This is a genomic window from Streptomyces sp. NPDC020801 (assembly GCF_044334385.1).
Taxonomy (GTDB): Bacteria; Actinomycetota; Actinomycetes; order Streptomycetales; family Streptomycetaceae; genus Streptomyces.
On sequence record NZ_JBIRST010000012.1, the window covers coordinates 271,358 to 291,519 of the forward strand.

Genomic DNA, 20,162 nt, shown 5'->3' on the forward strand with positions numbered 1-20,162 from the left:
GAAGCCGCCGATCGGGCCCAGGCCCCCCCAGCTCCAGGGAGACGCCGCTAACTCGTGCTCCGTGCCAGGTTTTTCACGTTCATCAGCTGTCATGGCTCGCACATTAACGTAAGTCCGGTCCGCGGTCGTGTGGCTCCGGGCCAGGCCAAGTAAGCGACGCACCCAGGCCGCGCAGCCTGTGCACGAGGGACCTCGGCGGCCCGTCGTGCCCGCCACCTCATGGACTGGTGCGGGCGATCTGGTCAGGGGGCAAGGATTGGTGTTGCGTGAATGCCGAATTCGTACTTCAGTGCGGAACGGGCGGCCAGGTAACCGGACATCCCGTGTACGCCAGGTCCTGGCGGTGTGGATGCGGAGCACAGGTACACGCCGCGGAGCGGCGTGCGGTAGGGATTCACCCGGGGGGCTGGGCGGAGCACGCTCTGCTTCAGGGTCACAGCACCGCCGTTGATGTCACCGCCGACGTAGTTGGGGTTGTAGGCCTCGTAGTCGCGGGCGCTGATACCGCGGCTGGCGACGACGGTTTCTGTGAAGCCGGGCGCGTACTGTTCAATACGTGCCTGCACCATGGGCACGGGGTCCTGGGAGCTTCCGTTCGGTACGTGGGCGTAGGCCCACACAGGCCGCTTTCCGTCCCGGGCCCGAGTGGGGTCCGTCACGGCAGGGTCGACGACCAGGACGAACGGCTCTGGTGCGGCGGCACCTGCGGCGGCGAGGCCTTCTTGGTGACGTATCTGCGCCTGCGTCCCACCGAGGTGTACGGTGCCCGCCAAGCCTACGTCAGGATCCTTCCAAGGGATGGGAGCGTTGACGAGGAAGTCCACCTTGGCGGCCCCGGGGCCGTGGCGGAAGCGGGAGAGGTGGCGGGCGTAACGGGCGGGGAGCAAGTCGCCGGCGGCCTGGAGAAGACCTTTCGGGGAGGTGTCGAACAACACCACCTTCGATCCCTGTAGTTGCCTCAGATCATCGATCTTGCATCCGGTGTGGAATGTGCCACCGTGCGCGGTGATATCCGCGGCCAGGGCCTCGGCGATGCGGCTGCTGCCGCCTTCTGGAAGGGGCCAGCCGCTACCGTGGGCAAGGTGCCCCAGCAGCAGTGCGATCGCGCCGGACGCAAGACTTGGAAGTCGTCCCACAGCGTGTGCCGCGACACCCGTCAGCAGGGCCTTGCCGGCTTCGGTTGTCAGAGTGCGCCTTCCCAGCCGGGTGCCGAGCGTGAGAGTCCGCGCAGCGAACCTGACTGCGACGAGCAGGTCCTGCGGAATGGCGCGCTGGTGGGAAAGGACGAGATCGATTACGTCGGAGCTGCGCTCCAGCAGTGGAGTCATCATGCGTCGCCAGGGTTCGCCGTCCGTCCCCAGCCGAGCACAGGTTGCCTCCAGGTCGTGGTGAGCCAGGGCAGCTGTGCCGTCGGGCAGTGGGTGGGCGTAGCTGATCTTAGGTAGACGTAATCGCACCCCACGCGAGGCCAGATCGAACTCTCGGAAGAACCGCGACGCAGCTGCCATGGGGTGAACGGCCGCGCATACGTCGTGCGTGATGTCAGCGTCGAACAGTGACGTAGTCCGCAGGCCGCCACCGATCTCGCGGTGACCTTCGAAAAGTTGCACATGCAATCCAGCGCGCGCCATGACGACTGCAGCCGCCAGCCCGTTCGGACCCGTCCCCACGATCGCGACGTCCGCCTTCATTACCGGCTGTTTCCCTTTCGTTGGCAAGCGCCGCCTCCAGGGTCGACCGACGCAGGCCTACCAGACGGCTCACCCAATACGAAACAAAGCAAACACGAAACGCCACCGCTCAGCAAGGTGCGATGTCGGACGTGTTCGTTCGTTTCACCTCAGTCATCCCGGAAACGACCGTTTCGTGTGTCACTTTTCAGTCACAGGGGTCTCATAAAAATCACTTGTCCCGTCACCATGGGCACGCTAAGTTAACTGTCAGGAGCGAACGCGACCAAAGGTCCTGACTTTCTAGATGTTGGGATTTGCTTACTCCGAATGGTTGCTATGCAGCTGACTCCAGCCCTGAACGCGGGGGACATCCCCGGTGATCAGTGGCGCTCTCATCCGGAGGCGCCGACGGGATCCGGGAACCGTGGGGGCTGTGGGCAATGACCGACAAGACGAAATGGGGAACGATGCAGAAGCGAACTGTCGGTGCCGTCATCGGTGCCGCTGTCGCGGGTACATGCCTTGCACTGACCATGCAGGGCTCGGCCCAGGCCACGCCTGTGGCGCCGGTGAACGAGAAGGTGGCCGTCAGCAAGGGTGAGGCCGCTGCGCCCAAGGCTGTCGCAAGCGCGGTCGGCCGGGCGGCCGCCCGGGCAGCCGTGCACGCCAGGGCCGCCTGCCCTTCCGTGGGCCACGCCGTAGGAGCGCTGACGGACAACCTGAGTCTCGGCGGGGTGTTCCGCGCGCCGGCCAAGATCTCCGGCAGCGTCTCCAGCGCGACCGCGTTCGATAGGTGACGGCGACTCGTCGCGTCCAGAGGGCGGTACTGCTTGCCGGTGCCGCCCTCCTGGGCGCCCACTTCTCCATTGCGGCCTTCTCCCAGACGCCGCTGAGTCCTGCCAAGGTGCAATTGGCGCCACTCCTGAACGCCTATCTCCAACCGTACTTCTCGCAGAACTGGATGCTCTTCGCCCCGGATCCGGTGATGGTCGACCAGGGGATCATCGCGCGGGGCCGCTGCAGCGACGGTGAGGTCACGAAGTACTACGACGTGACAGGCCCGACTATCCGGAGGGTCCAGAACGACAGATTCTTTCCCTCGCGAATGTCCCGGGTGGTCAGCAACGGCATCCAACAGTACAACTCGACCGATGACCTCCTGAGGCGCCTCCGCGAGCAGAAAGAAAAGGGGAAGGCGAAGAAGCCGGGAAAGAATCCCATTCCGCTGCTGCCATACGAGAAGCGTACGCGCAATCAAGCGGTGAACTACCTCTCAAGGTATGCACTGACCCAGATGACTCAGGCGTGCACGGACGGTCGTAGCCTCCAAGCAGTGCAGGTCCGGATGTACGTCCGGTCTCTCCCGCCTTGGTCACAGAGGGACAACCCCCACGCACACGACAAGGTCGACGCCTACGACTTTCCATGGAAGAAAGCTGCTGATCTGCAGTGAAACTATTAGACAAAATCGACACCTGGGCCAGCCGTCCTGTCGCGGTCCTGGGTGTGTCGGGAACCCGTGCGTTACTGGGGTTCGTCGGCCTCATGTTCTATGTCAGCCAGTACGGGGACCGGCGCTACCTCTTCGGCCCCGGAAACGACACACTGCTGCCCTACCACCTCTTCCTTGACGAGTTGAAGGACTCGGGGAGTTTTAGTGTCTACGCGTGGAGCAACTCGCCGGTCGTATTCGAAGTGCTGTTCCACCTCGGACTGATCGCTGCTTTGGCTGTCACGCTGGGTATCGGGGGCCGTCCCGTCCTGGCGGTGCACGCCATATTTCTGTGGTCGCTCTACCAGCGGCAGTCGGCGCTGATGGACGGCGGCGACAACCTCATGCAGCTCGTCGTCCCGATGCTGCTTCTCACACGCTGCTATGATCATTTCTCCTTGCGCTCTCCTTTGGGGCACCGGGTGATACAGCGCATACCCAAGGCCCTTCGAGCTGCCGGTGCCCCACTGCACAACCTGGGTGTCACCGCGATCGCGGTGCAGATGTGCCTGGTCTACATGGTCAGCGGGCTTTACAAGGTGCAGGGGCAGGCGTGGCAGGACGGAACCGCGCTCTTCTACATCATGCGGGTACCAGAATTCGAACTCCCCGGAATTTCACAGTTCGCGTACAACAACGACCTGTTGGTGTACCTCGGCACCTATGCAACTGTCATCTTTCTCGTCTATTTCCCCATGGGTGTTCTGGTACGGCCCCTGCGCCCATGGGCGGCTGCCGCATCCATCGGTTTCCACGTCTCCATCGGCTTGTTCATGGGGCTCACCGGATTCGCATTGACGATGATCGCGTGTGACCTCGTCTTCCTGTCGCCGGAACTGTCCCGCGCACTGCAGGCAGCGCGAAGGCTGAGCGCACGTCGCAAGGAGAAAGCAGCGGCGGACGGGACTGGAAGCAGTGCGGCACATAACCGCGAACCGGTAGCGGCCGCTTCCGCCGACTGAAAGGCTCCCCGTGCGACGCCCTCCCACCTGCGTCATCGGCAGTCACCTCGATGCTCCTCGTGTGACCGGCGGGCATGATCCCGACGCGTACGTGGAGCTGGGCTCGTTCACCAAGGTCCTGACCGGAACCGTGCTTGCCGTGCTTGCCGAGAAGCGCGTTGTTTCCCTCGACGACCCGGTCGAACGGTGGCTGAGCGCGCCGGCAGGTACCGGCGTCACCCTTCGACACCTCGCCGACCACACCTCCGGCCTTCCGCGGCTGCCTCCTGACACGGGCCTGTTCAACCCGTACAGGGACTTCACGCAGACTCAGCTCGAACAGTTCGTGGGTCGTCTCGACAGTTTGGTCACCGCAAGCCCGGGTGAGCGCGAGGAGTATTCCAACTTCGGGTACGCCGTGCTTGGCGCTGCACTCATGTCGGCTGCTGGCCAGGACTACGAGGAACTGGTCGGCGATCACGTGCTCGCGCCTCTCGGCTTGCCCTCAGGGGCGGTGACCGCCAGACCACCCGCGGACCAGCGTCTGCTGGCGTCGAGCTGGTTCGGCCGCCCCGTGAAGCCATGGGACTTGACCGGAGCCGTCCTGCCCGCGGGTGGCATGTGGGCCAGCACGCGTACAACCGCTGGCCTGCTCACCGGACTGCTCGTCGAAAAGACCCTCGGTGAGCCGGCGCTCACCTGGCGCCGGGTCGGAGATCTGCCGCTGACCTACCACAACGGTGCCACCCGAAAATCGAGGGTCTTCGCTGGAGCGTTGCCCGACGGCCGCTGGGTGGTCGTTCATCGCCTCTCCGGATCCATCAAGGACACGGATGCAGCGGGAATCGACGAACTTCGCGCATCGGCCAAGGAAAGCGGATGAAGCAGCGGTTTCCACAATGCTTCAATCGAACGGCTGCGGTGCGCGGGGCAGTCTGCGTGAGCGGATGGCGCGGCACAAGGCATCCCAGGCGGGACGCGGCAACGTGCCGCGCGGCGCTGATCTGCGGAAACAGCACCGCGCGGCACAGTCGGCACCACCCACCCCGATCGCGGTAGCCCTCGTAATGTGCAGGTCTCGGGTTCGAATCCCGAAGGCGGCTCCACTCAGGACCAGGTCAGATGCCCGCTGACCTGGTCTTTTGTGTTGAACTACTGATGGTTGGTCAGATTGCGGGGTAGCCTCGAGGAACTGGAGCGCAAAGGGCGCGCATCGGGGTGCGCTAACCCGGTCCTGTGACCTGGGCTCTTGGGATCCACGAGCGCGGGGGCTCCTGGCCGGGGAAGCCGACCTGGGAGCCCCTCCCCACACCATGGCCGAGTTCGCGGACTTCTTCCCGAACGCTGAACTCGCCGTCCAGCCCGGCGCCGGACAGTATCCGTGGCTCGAGGACGCCGACCGGTTCGTGGTAACCACCCCAGATTTCCTGGGACACACCACCGCCCCGTCGTCATAATCCCAGCCGTGAAAGTCCCCCAGACGAAACCACATGGCACAACGGAAAGTAACCGCCTCGCCGACCACCAGGGACCGGATTGCTCACCATGCACCGACGCGGCCAGTGCTCGCGACACCCGGATTCCGGCCTTTCCGCAGGGCCCAATGCTAACGATCAAAGGGAACCTACAGTAACGGGGGAGCGATGATCGACGCGTACGAGGACCCGGGGACGCCCGACTGCCGGGGCGGGTGGCGTTACCTGTGGTGGCTGGTGATGCGTCAGCCCGGGCGGTCACTGGCCGGGGCGGTGCTGGCCAGCGTGTGGATGGTGCTGCTGGCGGCGGCGCCGTATCTGATGTCCCGGGCGGTCGACGACGGGCTCCAACCGGGCGACACGGCCTCGCTGGCGGGCTGGACGGGGGCGCTGTTCGCGGTCGGGGCGTTCAACGCCTGGCTGAGCATCATGCGGCACCGCACGATGACGCGGGTGCGGATGGACGCCCACTTTCGCACTGTCAAGGTCGTCGTCGACCACGTGGTGCGGCTGGGCGCCGCACTGCCGCGCCGGGTGGGGACCGGGGAGGTGGTCACGATCGGCGTGAGCGACGTGGAGACCATCAGCCAGTCGCTGACGGTCATCGGGCCCGGCGTCGGCTCGGTCGTGGTGTACCTGGTGGTGGCCGGGCTGCTGCTGTCGATCTCGCCTGCGCTGGCCGTGGTGGTACTGCTCGGGATGCCGCTGATCGCCGTGCTCGTCGGGCCGCTGATGCGGCGACTGCAGGGCGTGGAGGGCGAGTACCGGGAGCTGCAGGGCGTGCTGACCGCGCGGATCGGGGACCTCGCGGGCGGGCTGCGCGTCCTCAACGGCCTCGGCGGCAAGGGCCTGTTCGCGGACGCCTTCCGTGACGACTCGCAGCGGCTGCGGGCGCAGGGGTACCGGGTCGGCTCGGTGACCAGCTGGATGCAGGCGCTGGGGGTGGGACTGCCGACGCTCTTCCTGGCGATGGTGACGTGGCTGGCGGCCCGGTCGGCCGCGCGTGGTGAGCTGACTGTGGGCGAGCTGGTCGCAGTGTACGGGTATGTCGCGGTCCTGGTCGGCCCGGTGGCCTTCCTGGTGGAGATGGGCTACGAGCTCAGCCGCGCGGTGGTGGCGGCCCGCCGGGTCGTACGGCTGCTCCGGGTGGAGCCGGAGCCGGACGCCGGCACCCGGGACGCGCCCTGCGAACCCTCCGTGCTGCACGACCCGGAGTCGGGGGTCCGGGTGCCGCCGGGACGGCTGACGGCGCTGGTGTGCGCCTGCCCGACCGACGCGGCGACGGTGGTCGACCGCCTGGGCCGGTACGAGCCGTCGGCGGCCACCTGGGGCGGGGTACGGCTGGACGAGATCCGGCTGTCCGACGTACGGGAGCGGATCCTGGTCGCCGACAACGAGGCCGACCTGTTCGCCGGCCCCCTGCGGGAACTGGTTTCCGGCCGGCGGGAGCACGAGCGGACGGCCGTGACACGGGCGCTGCACACGGCCTCCGCCGAGGACATCGTGCGGGGACTGGCGGACGGCCTCGACTCGGCGGTGGCCGCACAGGGCCGGAGCCTCTCGGGCGGCCAACGGCAGCGGGTACGGCTGGTGCGGGCACTGCTGGCCGACCCGGAGGTACTGCTGGCCGTCGAGCCCACCTCGGCGCTGGACGCGCACACCGAGGCGGTGGTGGCGGACCGGCTGCGCGGGGCGCGGGCCGGCCGTACGACGGTCGTCACGAGCACCTCCCCGCTGGTCCTGGACCACGCCGACACCGTGCACTACCTGGTCGCCGGCACGGTCGCGGCCACCGGTAGCCACCGCGAACTCCTCGCGCGGGAACCGGGATACCGGGCGCTGGTGGCCCGGGACGCCGAGGACACCGACGACACCGACGACACCGGCACTCTCACCGCAGAGGAGGCCGTGCAATGACGGCGGAGGGGACAGGGCGATGAAGGCGGAAGGGACCGGGCGGCTGCCCGTGGCCGTGCCCACGGACGTGCGGCGGGCCGCGGTACGCCTGATCCGGGCCGACGGACGGGCTTTCTCGGCCGTCCTGGCGCTCAACTCGCTGGCCTCCGTCGCCGGACTCGCCGGACCGTGGCTGCTCGGAAGGATCGTCGACCACGTCCGGTCCGGCGGCGGGGTGGGCGCCGTGGACCGGATGGCGCTCGCCATCCTGCTCTGTTCGCTGGTGCAGTTGCTGCTGGCCCGCTGGGCCCGGTATGTGGGACACCGCTTCGGCGAACGCACGCTGGCGCGGGTGCGCGAGGAGTTCGTGGGCCGGGCGCTGGCGCTGCCCGCGTCGGTCGTGGAGCAGGCCGGGACCGGTGACCTGACAACGCGCGGCACCGCGGACGTGGCTGCCGTCGGCACCACGTTGCGGGACGTGGGACCCGAGTTGCTCGTGTGCGGGGTGCAGGCGCTGTTCGTGCTGTTCGCGGTGTTCGTGATCGACCCGCTGCTCGGTGCCATCGGGGTACTGACGCTGACGCCGATCTGGCTGGCCCTGCGCTGGTATCTGCGCCGGGCCCGGGACGGTTACCTCGCCGAGGGCGCGGCCACCTCCGAGGTCGCCGAGATCGTCGCGGCGACCGCCGCCGGGGCCCGTACGGTCGAGGCCTTCGGGCTGGCCGAGCGGCGGATCGCGGCGAGCCGGGACGCGCTGGAGACGTCCCGGCGCGCCCGGCTGTACACGTTGTTCCTGCGCAGCGTGTTTTTCCCGGTGGTCGAGGTGTCGTACGTCCTTCCGGTGGCCGGGGTGCTGCTGGCCGGCGGCACGCTGCACGCACGGGGCACGGTGAGCCTGGGAGCGGTGGTGGCCGCCGCGCTGTATCTGCGGCAGTTCACCGAGCCGCTGGACCAGATCCTGATGCGCGTCGAGCAGTTGCAGAGCAGCGGTGCCTCGTTCGCCCGGGTGGAGGGCCTGGCACGGGCCCCGCAGTCCGCCCCGACGGCCGCTGTCGCTCCGGCGGACGACCGCATGGACGTCACCGGTGTCCGCTACTCCTACGAGCGCGGCGGCGACGTGCTGCGCGGGGTCGACCTGACGGTGCGGCCCGGCGAACGGCTGGCCGTGGTCGGCCCGTCCGGCGCGGGAAAGACCACGCTGAGCAGACTGCTGGCCGGGATCGACGCACCGACTTCGGGGACGGTCACGGTGGGCGGGGTACCGGTCGCCGACCTGGAACCGGAACGGCTGCGCCGCCAGGTCGTCCTGGTGACCCAGGAGCACCACGTCTTCCTGGGCACGGTCCGCGACAACCTGCGGATCGCCGAACCGGCTGCGGGCGACGAGGAGTTGTGGCGGGCCCTGGCAGCGGTCGGCGCGGACACCTGGGTACGAGACCTCCCGCGCGGCCTGGACACCGCGCTCGGCACGGGCGGCCACCCCGCGGACGGCCCCCAGGCCCAGCAACTCGCCCTCGCCCGCGTGGTCCTGGCCGACCCCCACACCCTGATCCTCGACGAGGCCACCGCCCTCCTCGACCCCACCACCGCCCGCCACACCGAACACGCCCTGGCCGCCGTACTCCGGAACCGCACGGTCATCGCCATCGCCCACCGCCTCCACACCGCCCACGACGCCGACCGCGTGGCCGTCATGGAGAACGGCCGGCTGACCGAACTCGGCACCCACGAGGAACTGGTCGCGGCGGAGGGGGCGTACGCGGGGCTCTGGCACACGTGGCACGGGGACGGGGACGGGGCGGAGCCCGCACACCCGGTCGAATCTCCGTGGACGAACGAAAAGCCGATCCCATAAGGTTGGAGCCGATCGGCCGGTTCCGTCGACGCCTGACCAGCGTCGCTGGGCGGGCGGCCGGGCTCTGCGAGGGGAACACGAATCGAACAGGACCACTGTGCGCCGTGCTGCCCGGGCCGGCGCCCTTGCCTTGCTCACTGCCGCGATGACGGCAGATGTCACGGGCGGAGCCCTCGAACTCCCACGGGACGCCCGTGGTTCAAGAGGAGAGCGTCGTGTGGGGCATTGAACGCAAGCACTGTGCACGCGGTTGGGCCGGTGAGCCCTGTCCCCGTGCCGTCGGGCGGGTCGGTACGGGCGGTACCGGGATGGGGGCCAGGTGCTCGTTGACTTCGGCGAGCGCTCGGACTGCCTTGTCGCCGAGCCACGGCACGGGTTCCGGCGTGGGCGGTTCGGCTGCGCGGCCGGGGACCACCTGACGTGCTGCACCACCCTGCGGGGCATGAGCGTCCAGGCGGTCGACCTCCGTCACGGAGCGAAGGCCATGGAACTGGCCGACGCCGCCGCCGTGGCTTCCCCGAAAGCCGGGCCCCGGATGCGGGCCTTCCTCGTCGGCCAGCAGGCGCACGCCACCGCTCAGACGGGCGACCGTTCGGGCGGGCTGCGCTACGTCCGGGAGGCTGAGACGGCCATGGATCGTGCGGAGTCACGCGGAAAGGCGTTCGGCGCGTACGACCCCTCTTCGCTCAACTACCACGTCATCCAGGTCCGTTACGAAACCGGGTGACAAGGCCGGAGCCGTCGAAGCCATGCAACGGGCCGACCGGCTCCGCCCCAGCGCCTATCAGCGCACGCGAGTACACCGTCGTGGCCTGCCGGCCGAGCGGCAGCGGGGCCGCATCTCGCCTGCCCCATCCAAGTCCCAGCCCAGACTGACCAGCCGGTAAGTTTCACCTCTCTCTATTCCATCCCGACCGCAAACCTGCGACTGGTTCGTATACCGAACATGAACATCCGGACAACGAACGAATTCCGGCCAAGTTTCTGACGCGCTCCTGACAGACGTCGCGATCTCCTGTCACTCTTCCCCTCGGTCGTGCCACAGCCACCCCACAGCACCCCCACAGTTCAACGGCAGTGCGCCGGCCGGTACTTCCGCACCTGGTTCCGCGTTACGACCTGTTCTGCCCGGGCGGCTCACCCCCCGTCCGGATCTCCCCCTGGCCGTGCGATCCGCGGCCACGCAGAAGGAGTCAGTGTTGAGTAGCAGCAGCTCTCGCAGACGCACCTCCCACATCACCCCCCGCCGGACCGCGGGCGTCGCCCTCGCCGGGGTCGCCGCGCTGATCGCCGCGGCGGTGCAGACGGGCACCGCCAGCGCCGCCCCCACCCAGGCACCGACCGGGAAGGCCAACCCGGCCCATGCCGCCGTGAAGCTCACGCCCTCGCAGCGCGCCGAGCTGATCCGCGACGCCGACGGCGCCAAGGCGCGCACGGCGAAGGACATCGGCCTGGGCAGCCAGGAGAAGCTGGTCGTCAAGGACGTCGTGAAGGACGCCGACGGCACCCTGCACACCCGCTACGAGCGCACCTACGCCGGCCTGCCCGTGCTCGGCGGCGACCTGATCGTCGACACCGCCGGTTCGGGGAAGACCGAGCGGGTGCTCAAGGCCACGAACGCGACCGTGAAGGTCAGCAGCCTGACCGCCGCCGTGTCGAAGGCGACCGCGCAGAAGCAGGCCGTGCAGCGCGCCAAGGCGCTGGGCAGCACCAAGGCCACCATCGACCAGTCCTCCCGCAAGGTGATCTGGGCGGCGAGCGGCAAGCCGGTACTGGCCTACGAGACGGTCGTCGGCGGCTTCCAGGACGACGGCACCCCGAACCAGCTGCACGTCATCACCGACGCGAACACCGGCAAGGAGCTGTTCCGCCACCAGGGCATCGAGACCGGTGTCGGCAACACCCAGTACAGCGGCCAGGTCTCACTGACGACGACCCAGTCGGGTTCGACGTACACGCTGAACGACGGCGCGCGCGGCGGCCACAAGACGTACAACCTCAACCACGGCACCTCCGGGACCGGCACGCTGTTCTCGCAGTCCAGCGACACCTGGGGCAACGGCACCACGTCGAACGCCGCCACCGCGGGCGCCGACGCGCACTACGGGGCCGCGGCCACGTGGGACTTCTACAAGAACACCTTCGGCCGCAGCGGCATCCGCAACGACGGCCAGGCGGCCTACTCGCGCGTCCACTACGGCAACTCGTACGTGAACGCGTTCTGGGACGACGGCTGCTTCTGCATGACCTACGGCGACGGCTCGGGCAACGCCGACCCGCTGACCTCGCTGGACGTGGCCGGCCACGAGATGAGCCACGGCGTCACCTCCAACACCGCGGGCCTGGAGTACAGCGACGAGTCCGGCGGCCTGAACGAGGCCACCTCCGACATCATGGGCACAGGCGTGGAGTTCTACGCCAACAACTCCACCGACGTCGGCGACTACCTCATCGGCGAGAAGATCGACATCAACGGCGACGGCACCCCGCTGCGCTACATGGACAAGCCCAGCAAGGACGGCTCGTCCAAGGACAGCTGGTACTCCGGCCTGGGCAACCTGGACGTGCACTACTCCTCCGGCCCGGCGAACCACTTCTTCTACCTGCTGAGCGAGGGCAGCGGCGCCAAGGTCATCAACGGCGTCAGCTACAACTCGCCCACCGCGGACGGGCTTCCGGTCACCGGCATCGGCCGGGACAAGGCGCTGCAGATCTGGTACCGGGCGCTGACCACGAAGTTCACCTCCACCACCGACTACGCGAGCGCCCGCACCGGCACGCTGGCGGCCGCGGGCGAGCTGTACGGCACCTCCAGCACCGAGTACAAGGCGGTGCAGGACGCCTGGGCGGCCATCGCGGTCGGTTCGCGCTCCGGCGGTGGCGGCGGTGGCGGCACCTCGTTCGAGAACACCGCCAACGTCTCGATCCCGGACAACGGCCCCGCGGTGACCTCGTCCGTCACCGTCTCCGGGCGGACCGGCAACGCCCCGTCGAACCTTCAGGTTTCGGTCGACATCGTGCACACGTGGCGCGGTGACCTGGTGATCGACCTGATCGGCCCGTCGGGTACCGCCTACCGCCTGAAGAACTCCAGCGGCTCGGACTCGGCGGACGACGTGCACGCGACCTACACCGTCAACGCCTCCTCCGAAACGGCCAACGGCACCTGGAAGTTGCGCGTCCAGGACGTGGCGACGTACGACACCGGCTACATCGACGGCTGGAAGGTGACCTTCCCGTAGGCCCCTCGGGACCGAAGGCAGGGCGCCGTCCCGGTGGTCCAGAACCCCGGGGCGGCGCCCGTTCACATTTTCGAAACATTAACCGGACAGTCGATTTTCGGCCAACATCACTTTGCCCTCCTGACATGTACGCGCCCTCGATGTCACTCTTCCTGCACCCGCCGCACGAGCACAGCAACCTGACATCCGATCCGGTCCGGCATCCCCACGCCGACCGGCATCCCCCACATAAGGAGCTTGTGTGACTCCCCGCTACGCGCGTCACAAGCGCACCACTCTGGCCGTCGCCACCGCTGTCGCCGCCGGAGCCCTCCTCCTCAGCACCGGTCTGACCACCAGTGCCTCGGCGCAGCCCACGGCCGACTCCACCGGCAGGGCCGCCCTCGCCGCCGCCCCCACCGCGCTGTCCGACGCCGCCCGCACCTCCCTGATCCAGCAGGCGCAGGCCGGCGCCGCGCAGACGGCCCGGCACATAGGCCTCGGCGCCAGGGAGAAGCTGGTCGTCAAGGACGTCGTGAAGGACGCCGACGGCACCCTGCACACCCGCTACGAGCGCACCTACGCGGGCCTGCCCGTGCTCGGCGGCGACCTGATCGTCCACACCTCCAAGGCCGGCAGGACGGAGGGCGTCACCAGAGCCACCAGGGCGACGATCAAGGTGGCCTCGCTCAAGCCGCAGATCGCCACCGCCAAGGCGGAGAAGCAGGCGCTGACCGCCGCCAAGGCCGCCGGTTCGCAGAAGACCGCCGCCGACCAGGCCCCGCGCAAGGTCATCTGGGCGGGCAACGGCACCCCGGTCCTCGCCTACGAGACGGTCGTCGGCGGCCTCCAGGACGACGGCACCCCGAACCAGCTGCACGTCATCACCGACGCGGCCACCGGCAAGAAGCTCTACGAGTACCAGGGCGTGGAGACCGGCACCGGCAAGACGCTCTACTCGGGCACGGTCAGCCTCAACACCTACCTGTCGGGGTCGACGTACCAGCTGTACGACACCACCCGCGGCGGCCACAAGACGTACAACAAGGCTCACAAGACCAGCTCCACCCAGGGCACCCTGTTCACCGACTCGGACGACGTGTGGGGCACCGGCACCGCCTCCAGCTCCACCTCGGACCAGACGGCGGCCGCCGACGCCGCCTACGGCGCCCAGGAGACGTGGGACTTCTACAAGAACACCTTCGGCCGCAACGGCATCAAGAACAACGGCGTGGGCGCCTACTCGCGGGTCCACTACGGCAACCAGTACGTCAACGCGTTCTGGGACGACGGCTGCTTCTGCATGACCTACGGCGACGGCTCGGGCAACACCCACCCGCTGACCTCGCTGGACGTGGCCGGCCACGAGATGAGCCACGGCGTCACCTCCAACACCGCGGGCCTGGACTACTCCGGCGAGTCCGGCGGCCTGAACGAGGCCACCTCCGACATCTTCGGCACCGGCGTGGAGTTCTACGCCAACAACGCCTCCGACCCGGGTGACTACCTGATCGGCGAGAAGATCGACATCAACGGCGACGGCACCCCGCTGCGCTACATGGACAAGCCCAGCAAGGACGGCGGCTCCGCCGACTACTGGTCCTCGTCCGTGGGCAACCTGGACGTGCACTACTCGTCGGGCGTCGCCAACCACTTCTTCTACCTGCTGAGCGAGGGCAGCGGCGCGAAGACGATCAACGGCGTCAGCTACAACTCGCCGACGTACAACGGCTCCACGGTCACCGGCATCGGCCGCGCCAAGGCGCTGCAGATCTGGTACAAGGCGCTGACCACGTACATGACGTCGACCACCGACTACAAGGCCGCCCGCACGGCGACCCTGAACGCCGCGTCGGCGCTGTACGGCTCCGGCAGCGCCGAGTACAACGCGGTGGCGGCGGCCTGGTCCGCCGTCAACGTCAGCTGACCTGCGCACAGCAGACGCCGGCCGGCGCACGGCCGGCCGGGGCGGCCCCCGGGGGGAGAACCCTCCCGGGGGCCGCCCTACGCTTGGGTCCCATGTCTTCGGAGGACTTCACCTACGAGGAGGTCGGCGCGACGCGCGACAACGCCTCCGCCTGCCCGCCGGGCTTCCACCCCATGCACGTGCGCACGCGCATCGGCGAGGGCGAGGAGGTGTTCCGGCGGGCGTCCGATGCCGTGCTGACCTGGGAGATGCACCGGGCGATGGGCATCGGGATCGCGTCGGCCGCGGACCGCGCCGCGCCGGGCGTCGACGTCACCGTCACCCTGGCGGGCATGATCAAGGCCCCCTGCCGCGTGGTCTGGACGGCCGAGGAGCCCCGCCGCTCCGGCTGGGCCTACGGCACCCTGCCCGGCCACCCGGAGTGCGGCGAGGAGTCCTTCGTCGTGGACCGCACGGGCGACGGCACGGTCTGGCTCACGGTGACCGCCTTCAGCCGCCCGGCCAAGTGGTACACCCGCGCCGGCGGCCCGGCGACCCGCGGCCTCCAGCACGCCTACGCCCGAAGGTGCGGCACCGCCCTGCGCAGGCTGTGCGCCGACACACCGCAGCCCTGACCGCCGCGGCCGCTCAGCGCAGCAGCACCCCCGCCCCCTCCCCCGTCTCCTCGGACGGCACCGCCAGCAGCCCGAGTTCGGCGCTCGAGGCGAGCAGGCGGTGGGCCGGGAGGATGCGGACCGTGTAGCCGTAGGGGCCGGTGCGGTCCAGGGAGAGCGGGCCCTCGTAGACCCAGCGGCCGTCGGGGTCGGGGGCGCCCGCCGCTTTCAGGGGGACCGTGGTGGCGTCGGCGATGTGGTCCTCCTCGTCGACCCGGCCCGACACGGCCTGCACCTCCACGTCCTCCGGGCCCAGGCTGCCCAGGCCGACGCGCACCCGCAGGCCGAGGGTGGCGCCCAGCTCGGCGGTGGCCGTGGAGGCGGGCACCTCCATGCGTTCGGCCACGGGGGAGGACGTCTCCACGTGGTCGACCGTCACCTCGTGCCAGGCCGCCCGCACCCGCGCCTTCCAGGCCGCCAGCTCGCGCGCCGCGTCCGGGCCCAGCGCGCGATGAGCGTGCGCGGCGGGTGCGTAGAGGCGCTCGACGTACTCGCGGACCATGCGGCCCGCCAGCACCCTGGGTCCGAGCAGGGTCAGGGTCTGGCGGACCATCTCGATCCAGCGGTCGGGCAGTCCGCCCGCCCCGCGCTCGTAGAAGCGGGGTGCGACCCGCTGCTCCAGCAGGTCGTAGAGCGCCGCGGCCTCGACGTCGTCCCGGTGGTCGGCGTCGTCCCCCGTCGCCGAACTCATGGGGGTACCCCCATCCACCCCGTCGGCGGTCGGGATGGCCCAGCCGAAGTCGGGCTGGAACCACTCGTCCCACCAGCCGTCCAGGACGGACAGGTTGAGGCAGCCGTTGAGCGCGGCCTTCATCCCGGACGTCCCGCACGCCTCCAGCGGGCGCAGCGGGTTGTTCAGCCACACGTCGCAGCCGTGGTACAGCTTCTGTGCCATGGCCATGCCGTAGTCGGGCAGGAAGACGATCCGGTGGCGTACGCGCGGGTCGTCGGCGAAGCGGACCAGCTCCTGGATGAGCCGCTTGCCGCCGTCGTCCGCCGGGTGGGCCTTGCCCGCGACCACGATCTGGATCGGCCGTTCGGGGTGCAGCAGCAGATCCATCAGCCGGTCGCGGTCGCGCAGCATCAGGGTCAGCCGCTTGTACGACGGGACCCGGCGCGCGAACCCGATGGTCAGCACGTCGGGGTCGAGCACGCCGTCGATCCAGCCCAGCTCGGCCATCCCGGCGCCGCGCTGCCGCCAGGAGGCCCGCAGCCGCCCGCGCACCTCGTCCACCAGCTGCTCCCGCAGATCGCGGCGGAGCTCCCAGATGTCCTGGTCGGGAATGTCGGCGACCGTGTCCCAGCGTTCGGAGCCACCCACGGACAGCGCGTCCTCGGTGCGCTGGGCGCCGATCTCCCGGGCGCCGAGCCGGAACACCTCCGGGGCCACCCAGGTGGGCGCGTGCACGCCGTTGGTCACGGAGGTGATCGGCACCTCCTCGGGGTCGAATCCCGGCCACAGCCCGGAGAACATCTCCCGGCTGACCCTCCCGTGCAGCAGCGAGACACCGTTGGCGCGCTGGGCGAGCCTGAGGCCCATCACGGCCATGTTGAACAGGTTCGGCTCACCTCCGGGGTAGCTCTCCATGCCGAGCCGGAGGATGCGTTCGACATCGATGCGCGGCAGCTCGGCCTCGGGGCCGAAGTGGTGGGCGACCAGCTCCCGGTCGAAGCGGTCGATGCCGGCCGGGACGGGGGTGTGGGTGGTGAACACGGTTCCCGCGCGCACCGCCTCCAGGCCCGCGTCGAAGTCCAGCCCCCGGTCGCACAGCTCGGCGATCCGCTCCAGGCCGAGGAAGCCCGCGTGCCCCTCGTTGGTGTGGAACACCTCCGGCCCGGGGTGCCCGGTGAGCCGGCAGTACGTCCGCACCGCCCGCACTCCTCCTATGCCCAGCAGCATCTCCTGCAGCAGCCGGTGCTCGCTGCCGCCGCCGTAGAGCCGGTCGGTGACCCCGCGCTCGCCGAGGTCGTTCTCCTCGACGTCGGAGTCCAGCATCAGCAGCGGGATCCGGCCGACCTGGGCCAGCCAGATCCGGGCGTGCAGCGCCCTGCCGCCGGGCAGGGCGAGCGAGACCTGGGCCGGGGTGCCGTCGGCCTCCCTGAGCTGGGTGACGGGCAGCTCGTTGGGGTCGAGGACCGGGTAGTGCTCCTGCTGCCAGCCGTCCCGGGACAGCGTCTGCCGGAAGTAGCCGTGGCGGTAGAGCAGGCCGACCCCGATCAGCGGTACGCCGAGGTCGCTGGCCGCCTTGAGGTGGTCGCCGGCGAGGATGCCGAGGCCGCCGGAGTACTGCGGCAGGGCGGCCGTGATGCCGAACTCGGGCGAGAAGTAGGCGATGGCGGCGGGGAGCCCGGCGGGCTGGGCCTGGTACCAGCGGTCGCCGCGCACGTAGTCGTGCAGGTCGTCGGCGACAGCGGTCAGCCGGCGCAGGAAGCGGCGGTCGTCGGCCAGCTCGGCCAGCCGCGAGGGACGCACGCTGCCGAGCAGCCGTACGGGATCGCCGCCCGAGGCGGCCCAGTGCTCGGGGTCGACGGACTGGAAGAGGTCACGCGTCTCGGCGTGCCAGGACCAGCGCAGGTTGCGGGCCAGCTCACTGAGCGGGCGCAGGGGCTCGGGGAGAACGGGACGGACGGTGAACCGACGGATCGCCTTCACATTCCACCTCGGCGTGGCGCGTTCGCTGGATGGACGCACGGCACTGTGCGCCCCGTCACTGTCGACGGTACCCGTCCTGGCGGGGCCGACGCGGGTTGCAGGGCCCCCGAACTCCTGTACCGGCCTGAACGGCCTGTCCCCACCTGCCGGACCGGCCGCTTCGTATCACCCTCTTGTACCCCTTGCCGCCCCACGAGACGCTGCTCCCCTACCCGAGTGGAGGAGGGGGACTCGGACCATGGCACGGACGCACCCGCGGCGTCTGCGCCGGGTGGGGGGCATGATCACGATCGCCGCGGCCGCCGCGCTGTCGGCCGTCACCCTGCCCGCGCACGCCGCTCCTCAGGGGCCGGTACTCGGAGCCGGCCGGCCCGGCACCATCAGAGGCAGCTACCTGGTGATGCTCAAGGGGGACACCAGAGCCTCCTCGGCGGCCGGCCGGGGCATCGCCGAGCAGTACGGAGCGAGAATCGGCCAAACCTATGGCACGGCCCTGAACGGCTACGCCGTCCGCGCCGACGACGGGCAGGCCCGGCGGCTGGCGGCCGACCCCCGTGTGGTCTCGGTGGTCCAGGACAGCCGGGTGACGCTCGACCGCACCGAGAGCGATCCGCCGTCCTGGGGCCTGGACCGTGTCGACCAGCCGAACCTGCCGCTGAACAGGAAGTACACCGCGCCGGACGGCGGCGGCCGGGGGGTGACGGTGTACGTGATCGACACCGGCATCCGGATCACCCACGAGGACTTCGGCGGCCGCGCGAGCTACGGCTGGGACTTCGTCGACGACGACCCGGGCGCGGGGGACGGCAACGGCCACGGCACACATGTCGCGGGCACCATCGCGGGGACCGCCTGCGGTGTCGCCAAGAAGGCCTCACTCGTCGCCGTGCGGGTCCTGGACAACCGCGGCTCCGGTACGACGTCGCAGGTCATCGCGGGCATCGACTGGGTCACCCGGCATGCGCGCAAGCCCGCGGTCGCCAACCTCAGCCTCGGCGGCCCCTACAACGCGCAGCTGGACGCCGCCGTACGCAACTCGATCAAGGCCGGCGTCACCTACACGGTCGCCGCGGGCAACAACGGCGGTCCGGCGGGCCTGTACTCCCCCGCCGACGTGCCCGAGGCGATCACCGTCGGCGCCACCGACGGCCACGACGGCCGGGCCGGCTTCTCGAACTTCGGTTCGGCCCTGGATCTGTTCGCCCCGGGCGTGTCGATCACCTCGGCCTCGTACGCGAGCGACACCGGAACGGCGACGTACTCCGGTACGTCGATGGCGGCGCCGCACGCGGCGGGAGCGGCCGCCCTGTACCTGGCGGGACATCCGGGGGCCGCCCCCGCCGAGGTGGCGAAAGCGCTGGTCAAGGGCGCCGCATCCGGCAGGATCTCCGGCGCGGGGCCGGGCTCGCCGAACAGGCTTCTGCAGGTACCCCGGACATAGCCGCGCAGGCCCCGCACCGGCCCCGTCCGTATCCGGACGGGGCCGGTCTTGTGTGTAGACATACGCGTGAGTAGTTAACAAAGTGCCGGATTGCTCACCCGAATAGGGTGGGAAGGCTCCTCCGGTACACCTCACAGGTAGACCACGCAGGACCCACCTCCCCACAGACATCCGCCCACACCCTCGTTGACGCGGACAGGAGCGGTCATGCCCGCCACGCACCACTCGGCAGCACCCCCGACAACCAGCACGAGCAGCAGCACAAACGCCGGCGGCACCGCCGGCAGGCCCGGCGGCGGCACGCCGCCGGCGCGTCCCGCCGACTCCGGTCCGCCGGTCCCGGAGCGATCCTCCGCGGGCGGCGCCACCGCCGTCGGCCGGATACCCGTCCTCGACGTCCGGCCGGTCGTCCAGCACGGCCGCAGGCCGGCCAAGGCGGTGACCGGCGAGTCGTTCGAGATCTCGGCCACCGTGTTCCGGGAGGGCCACGACGCCGTGGCCGCCAATGTCGTCCTGCGCGATCCGGAGGGCCGCCCCGGCCCCTGGACCCCGATGCGCGAGCTGGCCCCCGGCACCGACCGCTGGGGCGCCACCGTGACAGCCGGCGAGCCCGGGCGATGGACCTACACGGTCGAGGCCTGGAGCGATCCGGTGGCCACCTGGCGGCACCACGCCCGGATCAAGATTCCCGCAGGGCTGGACACCGATCTGGTCCTGGAGGAGGGGGCACGTCTGTACGAACGGGCGGCCGCCGGGGTGCCGGAGGGCGGGGGCGAGGACCGGGACGTCGTCCTGGCCGCCACGGCGGCCCTGCGGGACGGGAACCGGTCGGCCGCGGCCCGCCTCGCGGCGGCGTTGACGCCGGAGGTGGACGCGGTGCTGGCCCGGTATCCGCTGCGGGAGCTGGTCACCGCCTCCGAACCGCTTGCGCTGCT

General features: G+C 69.9%; 13 protein-coding genes and 1 pseudogene. 12 read left to right on the forward strand and 2 right to left on the reverse strand.

What is annotated here, in order from left to right:
- Window positions 1-242: 242 nt before the first annotated feature.
- A complete protein-coding gene (locus tag ACH4UM_RS25425; protein WP_398183531.1) occupies window positions 243-1,691 on the reverse strand; it encodes a phytoene desaturase family protein in 1,449 nt (482 codons plus the stop codon).
- A 422-nt stretch (window positions 1,692-2,113) separates the two neighbouring features.
- Here ACH4UM_RS25425 and ACH4UM_RS25430 point away from each other — a divergent pair, with 422 nt between their 5' ends.
- The 10 genes and pseudogenes from ACH4UM_RS25430 to ACH4UM_RS25475 all read left to right on the forward strand — a co-directional run bounded on the left by ACH4UM_RS25430 (window position 2,114) and on the right by ACH4UM_RS25475 (window position 15,094).
- Complete coding sequence (locus ACH4UM_RS25430; protein WP_398183534.1) at window positions 2,114-2,470, forward strand: hypothetical protein; 357 nt, start codon at window positions 2,114-2,116, stop codon at window positions 2,468-2,470.
- Complete coding sequence (locus tag ACH4UM_RS25435; RefSeq protein ID WP_389773547.1) at window positions 2,467-3,126, forward strand: DUF5819 family protein; 660 nt, start codon at window positions 2,467-2,469, stop codon at window positions 3,124-3,126. Before ACH4UM_RS25430 ends, ACH4UM_RS25435 begins: the two co-directional genes overlap by 4 nt.
- Before the next feature lie 92 nt (window positions 3,127-3,218).
- A complete protein-coding gene (locus ACH4UM_RS25440) occupies window positions 3,219-4,127 on the forward strand; it encodes an HTTM domain-containing protein (RefSeq protein WP_398183537.1) in 909 nt (302 codons plus the stop codon).
- Between the two features lie 61 nt (window positions 4,128-4,188).
- Window positions 4,189-4,989, forward strand: a complete 801-nt coding sequence (locus tag ACH4UM_RS25445) for a serine hydrolase domain-containing protein (protein WP_398183539.1) — start codon at window positions 4,189-4,191, stop codon at window positions 4,987-4,989.
- Window positions 4,990-5,749: 760 nt separating this feature from the next.
- A complete protein-coding gene (locus ACH4UM_RS25450) occupies window positions 5,750-7,498 on the forward strand; it encodes an ABC transporter transmembrane domain-containing protein (RefSeq protein ID WP_398183542.1) in 1,749 nt (582 codons plus the stop codon).
- Window positions 7,499-7,517: 19 nt separating this feature from the next.
- On the forward strand, window positions 7,518-9,332 hold the full coding sequence (locus ACH4UM_RS25455) for an ABC transporter ATP-binding protein (RefSeq protein WP_398183545.1): 1,815 nt from the start codon (window positions 7,518-7,520) through the stop codon (window positions 9,330-9,332).
- 400 nt (window positions 9,333-9,732) lie between these two features.
- A pseudogene (locus ACH4UM_RS25460) lies at window positions 9,733-10,162 on the forward strand (transcriptional regulator); the annotation flags it as partial.
- Window positions 10,163-10,531: 369 nt separating this feature from the next.
- Window positions 10,532-12,574, forward strand: coding sequence for a M4 family metallopeptidase (locus tag ACH4UM_RS25465; RefSeq protein ID WP_398183548.1), 2,043 nt, complete (start codon window positions 10,532-10,534; stop codon window positions 12,572-12,574).
- A 241-nt stretch (window positions 12,575-12,815) separates the two neighbouring features.
- Window positions 12,816-14,480 (forward strand): M4 family metallopeptidase, encoded by a 1,665-nt coding sequence (locus ACH4UM_RS25470; RefSeq protein WP_398183550.1) that lies wholly within the window; start codon window positions 12,816-12,818, stop codon window positions 14,478-14,480.
- A 92-nt stretch (window positions 14,481-14,572) separates the two neighbouring features.
- The gene (locus ACH4UM_RS25475; RefSeq protein WP_398183553.1) at window positions 14,573-15,094 is read left to right on the forward strand and encodes a DUF1990 domain-containing protein; all 522 of its coding nucleotides are present in this window, start codon (window positions 14,573-14,575) and stop codon (window positions 15,092-15,094) included.
- A gap of 13 nt (window positions 15,095-15,107) precedes the next feature.
- On the opposite strand, the gene ACH4UM_RS25480 is transcribed toward ACH4UM_RS25475, so the two are convergent.
- Window positions 15,108-17,786 (reverse strand): glycosyltransferase family 1 protein, encoded by a 2,679-nt coding sequence (locus ACH4UM_RS25480; RefSeq protein WP_398183555.1) that lies wholly within the window; start codon window positions 17,784-17,786, stop codon window positions 15,108-15,110.
- A gap of 238 nt (window positions 17,787-18,024) precedes the next feature.
- Here ACH4UM_RS25480 and ACH4UM_RS25485 point away from each other — a divergent pair, with 238 nt between their 5' ends.
- On the forward strand, window positions 18,025-19,227 hold the full coding sequence (locus ACH4UM_RS25485) for a S8 family peptidase (RefSeq protein WP_398183558.1): 1,203 nt from the start codon (window positions 18,025-18,027) through the stop codon (window positions 19,225-19,227).
- A 207-nt stretch (window positions 19,228-19,434) separates the two neighbouring features.
- Window positions 19,435-20,162 (forward strand): maltotransferase domain-containing protein (locus tag ACH4UM_RS25490; RefSeq protein ID WP_398183561.1); only part of this gene is annotated, 728 nt, incomplete at its 3' end.